This window comes from Mycobacterium sp. (assembly GCF_049280035.1).
GTDB lineage: Bacteria > Actinomycetota > Actinomycetes > Mycobacteriales > Mycobacteriaceae > Mycobacterium.
Genome location: NZ_JBAPPI010000811.1, coordinates 1 through 7,007 on the forward strand (window position 1 = coordinate 1; position 7,007 = coordinate 7,007).

Here is a 7,007-nt window from a genome sequence, read left to right on the forward strand (position 1 = left end):
CGCTTACCCAGGCCCTTGTATCCCTCCGGGAACACCGCGGTCAATTCTCCGGAGGCCAGCAGTCGATGAGCGTCGGCGGTGCATGCCATGGTGTGCCCGGCCCTGCGGGCAGCCTCGCCGATCATCGGCAGGTCGAACACCATATCGGCGGCCAGCAGCCGCAGGTCACGATGGGCCGGGTGCTCGTCGTGAACCGCCACCGATGCCATCAGCCCGTCGAACGGCAGCACGCCGGCGTGGTTGGCCACCACCAACGCCGCGCCGGTCTCGGGCAAGTTCTCGACGCCGCTGACCTCGACCCGGAACCACGACTTGAAGAAAAACCTCAGCAACGGCCGCACGATCGCGTCGTTGAAATGCGGATCGAACCCGAACTCGTCGACGCGGTAATCGCCGGTAAGGCGGTGCCGCAGGAACTCGGCGACGGCAGTGACCTTGTGCGCGAGCTCGTTGCCGGAGTCGTGGGCGTCGGATTTGCCGTCGGCGACGCGCCGGTGCTGATCGATCTCGCGGACGACGGCGGCGATCTGATCGGCCGAAGCGCGGCTACCGGGTTCGGAGAGCAGTGAGGGGTGCTGACGAGACGTTTGGGTACGTTGGCCGGCGCGCCGCTGCGCAGCTGCACGGCTCGAATTCGAGTGCAGCGGAATGACTTTCGCCTTCGAATCGCCCGCCATTAACTAACCCTGCCCCCACCCCTTAGTTGATTTTGGTTCGGCCACCAAAGCGCTGCGCTGCTGCCACGGCCCGACCTTCAATTGAGCGTACCCACTCCGGATCGATAATGGGAGTTAAACCTCGGCCGCGTACGTAATCGTCAAAAGCCTCTGCAGTCGACCACTTGGGATGGTATTCGAGCTCCCGTCGCATCCTCGTCGTGTCCATCACCCGGCCGTAGCTGAGGTAGTCGAGCTGCTCACGGTTGATCTCGGTGTAGTGGTTGGCTCGCCGCAGTGAATCCAGTGCCCACAGCCCGAATCCGGGCACCGGCACCGAGATTCGGCCGGCCCGCCGGATCGCCTGCGAGAGCATGATGACGCCGCTGCCGCCGATATTGAAGGTTCCTGCCTTACCGGCCATCACGGCGCGCTCCAAAGCACCCAGCGCGTCCTGCTCGTGCAGCAGCTGCAGCCGTGCGTCGCGGCCGAGCACCTTCGGGACCAGCGGCCCGGCCAGGTATCGCGACAGCGTGGTCTCCATTGCCGGACCGATCATGTTCGCCAACCGCAGTATCGTGACCGCGATATCGGGCCGACGCCGCCCGAGCCCGCGGGTGTAACCCTCGATGTCCAGGCTGTCTTTGGGAAAGCCCTCCCGGAACGGACGACGGCTGCTGCTGTCCTCGGTGAACATCACCGGATCGTGCGGACTGGACCCGTAAACCTCAGAGGTCGACTTGAGCACCACTCGACGCACCGACGGCGCCTTCTGGCAGGCCGCGAACAGCTGCATCGCGCCCAGCACGTTGATTTCCTTCAGCGCCGCCCCGCCACCGGACCGCGGCGCAAACGACGCCGCCGAGGCGTGCACCACGGTGTCGACATCGCCATTTCGAATCACCTTGGCGACAAACGGGTTGCGGATGTCGGCGCGGACGAACTCGGCGCGGCCCATCCGACGGAGCATGTCCTTGCTGGGCGCAACCGCATCCACTGCGATGACCCGGTTGATCAATGGGTTCTGCGCCAGCCGCGCGGTCAGGTAGCCGCCCAAAAACCGGCAGGCACCAGTGACCAGCACGACCTTCGGATAATGCAGGGAATCGGTGGTGTTGCTGCCAGTGCCACTTGTCCGGTTGCCCGTTCCGGTTCCCGGTTGACCGTCCGACACATCCACCTTGTTAGCCTAGCGACCTCTGGGCGCCGCAGCATTGCCTGCGAGCCGCGGCAGCCGTTGGGGGAGTTACTTTCCGAGTTTTCTGCGCTGCACCCGGGTACGGCGAAGCAGCTTGCGATGCTTCTTCTTCGACATCCGTTTGCGCCGCTTCTTGATTACTGAACCCATAACTCCGCTATCTGTGTGGCGGCCCGAGTCCGCCGTGGCCGGGCAAGTGCAATAACCCGCACACTCTACCCAAGACGGCGTATCGAACGCCAAAACGCACCGGGGGATCGATACGGCTCAGTTGCGCAGCATCCGATGGCCGCGAGACTTAAGCCACTGCGACACCTATCGGCGTGTCCTCGCGGAGGGTTAAGTGTCGCGGTCCAACTGCCCGGCGTCAGCCGGCGTCGAAGTAGGAGCTCTCCAGCAAGTCGTTGACGGCTTTGGCGTGCACGCGGAAGGATCGCCCGACCCGGACTGCAGGCAGCTCACCGTTGTGAACCAGCCGGTAGACGGTCATCTTGCTGACCCGCATCAGCGCTGCCACTTCGGCCACTGTCAGGAATTGCGTCCGGGGCGGCTGACCGTCTACGGAACCAGCATCTCGTCCCGACTTACCGCCAGCCGAATCCCGTCCCGATGGCCCGTTGATAGACGTCATCGCAACCCAATCAGTCAGGCACCGGCAGTCCCAGCGGCTTCCCCTCCGCTGGCACCGACAGGTGCATACCAAGAGGAGAATAGCGGGACTAGTGGGGTTACTGCGACGGGTGGGGGCAAATAAATAAAATTCTATAAATTACTCTGATGTAATTCTTAGCTGCTCAGAGCGGGTTTTTGCGGCCCGCACCGCCTCGTCGACGGCGGCCCGCAAACCGCGGCCTTCCAGTTCCCGCAGCGCAGCCGCGGTAGTACCGCCGGGCGAGGTAACAACCGCACGCAGCCTGGCCGCGGTGGTGTCCAAGGACAGATCCGACGCCCTGTCGCCGGGTTCTCCGCGGTCCTGTTCCATTCGGTCCAGCAACATCGCCGCCGACCCGGCCATCGTCTGGGCGACCAGCTCGGTGGCCACCGAGCGGCTCAACCCGACTCCGACCGCGGCATCCACCAACGCCTCGACCATCAAGAAGAAATACGCCGGCCCAGAACCGGAGACCGCGGTCACCGCGTCCAGGTGTTCCTCGGGAACCGTCAGCACGGCGCCGACCGAGTCAAACAGCGCAGCGACCTCCTTGAGCTGCTCAGGGGTCGCGAACCGGCCCTTGGCCATGGCGCTGATCCCGGCGCCGACCAAGGCCGGCGCGTTGGGCATCACCCGCACCACCGGCGTGCCGGCCGGCAGCTTGGATTCCAGGTAGGCCGTGGTGACCCCGGCCACGACGGAGATCAACACCTGGTCGGGGACGTCGTCACCGGACTCGGCCGCCAGCTGGGTCATCTCGGCGACCACCGAAGAGACATCGGCGGGTTTGACCGCGATGATGACAAACGTCGCGTTTTCCACCGCGTCACGCACCGACGTCGCCAGCACCGAATACGTCTCGGCGAGATATCGCGCGCGGTCGGGCATCCGCTCGGCGACCACCAGGTCCTTGACTTGGCGCCCGGCCCGCAGCAAGCCCGATAGCAGGGCTTCGCCGATGCTGCCCCCGCCGACGATTGCGATTCTCGCCATGCCGCACAGCATGGCAGACCGCGACAGGTTTCGGGGACAGCAGGCGGGGAGCGGGCGAGCGCAAGCGCGGCGAAGCCGAGTGCAGCGGGTCGCCCGGCGACAAATGGGTCGTGCCGGCAACTAGTGTGCCGCGGGCACCATCGCCAACTGGCGGGCCTGCACCACGATGCGGCCCTCGCAGTCGACCACTGTGTGGTCCTCGTCGAACCAGTCCTGCCCGATTTGCATGCAGCTGCATACCACCCGCAACCAGCCGTCCGCCGGCCGTGCGCGCAGGTAGGCGGTGAGCTGCACGGTCGGCGCCCAGCCGGTGCGGTTCACCGTGAAAGTCACCGGCGCCGACACATCTCCGCACATCAGCGCGAACAGCACGTCGGGCGCCAGGCCGCGCGGCCGTACCCACATCTGGATCACCGGCGGCCGGCCGTCGGTGGGGCCCAGCGTCGAGATCAGCGGCCGCACATCGCATCCATCGGCCAGATGCACCAGTCCGGCCAGCGGGTGGCCGGGACCGATCGGCGCGACGTCGTCGGGTGGCTCGGGGTCCATCAGGCCCACCACTGGATTGGCCGACAGCAGCGGCGGTGCGTGATGCTCCGGCTCGCCGAGCGTGACCACAGCGTGCACGGCGGCGCGATCACCCTGGATGAGCTCCACGTCGACGACGCCGATCCGCCGCCCGCGCTTGCGGATCGACGTCATCAACCGCATCGGACCAGGATCGGGCGCCCACAAGAAGCTGCCCGAGACCGCGACCGGTTGCCAGTTCGATTGCCCGGCTCCTCCTCGGGCCGCAGGACGGCCCGCATCGTCGCCGGGTGAAGGCCCGCCATGAGCCGTGCGGGCGGCGTTGGCGCACAAGGCCAGCATCGCCCCGCCATGCACCTTGGGCCCGATGGTCCAGTGCTTGTTCAACTCGCCGGCAAAGACACCTGGTCCGACCTCACGCAACGCCATCGCGCTGCTGAATAACGCGGTCATGAACTTGTGCGGTTTCCTTCTGGTTTCTTCGGGCCTGTCAGCGCAGCAGGTGCGTGCGGGCGAATTTCAACGACTCGGCCAGCATGGCCTCGCGCTCATGGACTGAACCCGCTCCGGACGTGGACACCTCCAGCACGACATGGCCGGCGAAATCACCGCCGGCCAGCATCTCGCACACCTCGACCACCGGCTGGTTACCCCGGCCCGGCGCCAGGTGCTCGTCGGCCGGCAGCCCGGTGCCGTCGCACAAGTGCAAGTGCACCAGGCCCGAACCCATCCGCTGCGCCATGTCCACCGCATCGGTGCCCGCCGTCGCGGTGTGCGACAAGTCCAGCGTGTAGTGCGCGTGGTTGCCGTCCAGCGGGTCGTAGGACGGCGCGAACGCCGAGATCCCAGGCCCGGGCCCGCCGCCGCGCCTGCGCATCCGTTCTTTTAACTGCTCAGCCCTAAAGAACCGGTCGGCCCTAAACGGGAACATGTTCTCCACGGCCACCAGCACGTCGCTGGATGCCTCCAGGCTGGCGACCTGCTCGCTGAACCCCTCGACGTAGCGCCGCTGCCAGCGGAACGGCGGATGCACGACGACGGTTTGGGCGCCTAGCTTCTCGGCGGCCCGCACGCTGCGATCCAGCTTGGGAACCGGGTTGGCGCCCCACACCCGCTGCGAGATCAGCAGACACGGCGCGTGCACCGACAGCACCGGCATCCGGTAACGCCGCGAGAGCTTGGCCACTGCGTCGATGTCCTGGCTGACCGACTCGCCCCACACCATCAGCTCGACGCCGTCGTAGCCGAGATTGGCCGCGTACTCGAAAGCTGCCTCGGTCTTCATCGGATAGACCGAGGCCGTCGACAGACCGACCTTGATGGCTGGGCGCACGCGGGGCGCCTAGCCGGATTGCAACAACGCTAACGGCCCCAGCGTGACCAGCGCCCCCACTGCCACCGCGATCAACGTGCTGCCGATGTCCTCGGTTTTGCGGACCACCCGCACGCCAACCACCAGGCCCAGAATGACGAGGACCGAAAGCACCAGCGCCACGATGTTGTTCCACCGCCACAGCTGGTCGAACGCGATGAACAGCCCGGCGCCGAATCCAACAGCCAGAATCGACTGCAGGACAACCATTCCGCCGGCCCGCATGGTTTCGCTCCGGGACCACGCGACCTCATTGTGGAGGTCGGCGGCGAGGTCGACGGGGTAGTCCTCCTCGTCGGCGATGTCGGCGACATCCCGGTAGGCCGCGTCAGGACGCGATTCGATGTGGTCACCGGCGCCCTTGCCGCCCGACCGACCGGCGGCCGAACGCAGGTATGAGCGCACATAGGCCGAGTCTTCGCTGGCGAGTTCGGCGTCCCGCACGTCGGTGTCCATCACGTCCACCGATATCCCCGCGTAGTCCTCCAGCGGGTCTGGGTTCATCCCCTCGGCGCCGGAGCGGTCCGCCGGCTGGTCTTCATCGCCGCCGGAACGGCCGGTGTCGACCCGGACGTTGTTGCGCGACGGCAACGGATACGGGCTGCGCTCGAGGCGCGATTCACGCGACTCGGGCCGTGATTCACGGGGACGAGGCGACGGGGATTCCGGCCAACGCGGCTCGGGTTCGGACCAGTAGCCAGACTTCTCGGCGGGCTCGTCGGGAACCAACTCGTCGAGCCGAGCAGACCCGTTGGCGCGGTGGGCACGCGATCCCGGACCCGGTTGGCTGCTCGCTTCGGGTTCGATGTCCTCGTCGATGACCGGGATTTCGCCGGTCAGCTCGGCGACGGTCACCGCGTCGGAGTTGCCGCGGCGACGCCGACGGCGATTGGAAACCGGGGCGCCGATCGTGCCGTTCTTGGCCAACAACTCAGCAACCGAGATGGGTCGAGTATTCGCGTTGTCGTGTTGTCCGGTCATCGTGTGTTGCCTCTCGATCGGTCAACTGCATTCCGATCAACTCGCTGGCTTTTAGCATCCCGCACAGAAGTCTCGACGAGGGCGGTTCCGTCAGCTTCGCTATCGAGTTTGCGCAAAATGAGACCTTCTCGTAGCGCCCACGGACAAATGTCCACTGTTTCTATCGACAGCGCTCGCATACTCGCCTCTGCGACCAGAGCTCCAGCCACGATTTGCGGCGCTCGCTCGGCGCTCACTCCTTCCAGTTCCGCACGGTCAGCGGTCGTCATCCTAGAGATGAAAGATATGAGTTGTCTGAGGCCATTCGCCGTGAGTGTGCGCTTGACTCGCGGCCCGGCGGCCGACGGCGCCGCCCCGGTTAGTCGCGCCAGCGAACGGAAGGTCTTCGACGTTGCTACCGCAAGGTCGGGGCTGCCGGCCTCAAGCATTTTGGCGCTGGCATCGCCGAGTTCGGAGTCCAGCCAGTCGCGCAGCATTGCAACCCGGCGCCGGCCGGGTGGATCGTCGTTCAGCCATTCGCGGGTGAGCCGGCCGGCGCCCAGCGGCAGCGACAAAGCGACTTCGGGTTCCTCGTCGACGCCGTTGGACAACTCCAGCGAGCCGCCGCCGATGTCGAGGTTGATGATC

8 protein-coding genes and 1 pseudogene are annotated in these 7,007 nt (G+C 66.2%); all 9 read right to left on the reverse strand.

Features of this window, described 5'->3' with window-relative positions; genetic code table 11:
• Window positions 1-677, reverse strand: a 677-nt coding sequence (locus tag WAN71_RS25970) for a 1-acyl-sn-glycerol-3-phosphate acyltransferase (protein WP_422228075.1), incomplete at its 3' end; no start/stop codon positions are given.
• A 22-nt stretch (window positions 678-699) separates the two neighbouring features.
• Window positions 700-1,758, reverse strand: coding sequence for an SDR family oxidoreductase (locus WAN71_RS25975; protein WP_422228081.1), 1,059 nt, complete (start codon window positions 1,756-1,758; stop codon window positions 700-702).
• A 144-nt stretch (window positions 1,759-1,902) separates the two neighbouring features.
• Entirely contained in the window at window positions 1,903-2,004 is a 102-nt protein-coding gene (locus WAN71_RS25980; protein WP_003402602.1) for a 30S ribosomal protein bS22, read from the reverse strand.
• A gap of 217 nt (window positions 2,005-2,221) precedes the next feature.
• Window positions 2,222-2,485: a helix-turn-helix domain-containing protein gene (locus WAN71_RS25985; protein WP_422228076.1), complete on the reverse strand. Its 264-nt coding sequence runs from the start codon at window positions 2,483-2,485 to the stop codon at window positions 2,222-2,224.
• A gap of 138 nt (window positions 2,486-2,623) precedes the next feature.
• Window positions 2,624-3,499: a pyrroline-5-carboxylate reductase gene (gene proC / locus WAN71_RS25990; RefSeq protein ID WP_422228077.1), complete on the reverse strand. Its 876-nt coding sequence runs from the start codon at window positions 3,497-3,499 to the stop codon at window positions 2,624-2,626.
• A 120-nt stretch (window positions 3,500-3,619) separates the two neighbouring features.
• Complete coding sequence (locus WAN71_RS25995) at window positions 3,620-4,480, reverse strand: thioesterase family protein (protein ID WP_422228078.1); 861 nt, start codon at window positions 4,478-4,480, stop codon at window positions 3,620-3,622.
• Between the two features lie 37 nt (window positions 4,481-4,517).
• Window positions 4,518-5,360, reverse strand: a complete 843-nt coding sequence (locus WAN71_RS26000) for a sugar phosphate isomerase/epimerase family protein (RefSeq protein ID WP_422228079.1) — start codon at window positions 5,358-5,360, stop codon at window positions 4,518-4,520.
• A 9-nt stretch (window positions 5,361-5,369) separates the two neighbouring features.
• Window positions 5,370-6,380 (reverse strand): hypothetical protein, encoded by a 1,011-nt coding sequence (locus tag WAN71_RS26005; protein ID WP_422228080.1) that lies wholly within the window; start codon window positions 6,378-6,380, stop codon window positions 5,370-5,372.
• Window positions 6,377-7,007, reverse strand: a pseudogene (locus tag WAN71_RS26010) (hypothetical protein); the annotation flags it as partial. The gene WAN71_RS26005 and the pseudogene WAN71_RS26010, both read right to left, overlap by 4 nt.

Bases quoted from the DNA above. Each gene is read 5' to 3' on its own strand.
- WAN71_RS25985 (WP_422228076.1), bottom strand. From the start codon at position 2,485: ATGACGTCTATCAACGGGCCATCGGGACGGGATTCGGCTGGCGGTAAG.
- WAN71_RS25980 (WP_003402602.1), bottom strand. From the start codon at position 2,004: ATGGGTTCAGTAATCAAGAAGCGGCGCAAACGGATGTCGAAGAAGAAG.
- WAN71_RS25995 (WP_422228078.1), bottom strand. From the start codon at position 4,480: ATGACCGCGTTATTCAGCAGCGCGATGGCGTTGCGTGAGGTCGGACCA.
- WAN71_RS26005 (WP_422228080.1), bottom strand. From the start codon at position 6,380: ATGACCGGACAACACGACAACGCGAATACTCGACCCATCTCGGTTGCT.
- proC (WP_422228077.1), bottom strand. From the start codon at position 3,499: ATGGCGAGAATCGCAATCGTCGGCGGGGGCAGCATCGGCGAAGCCCTG.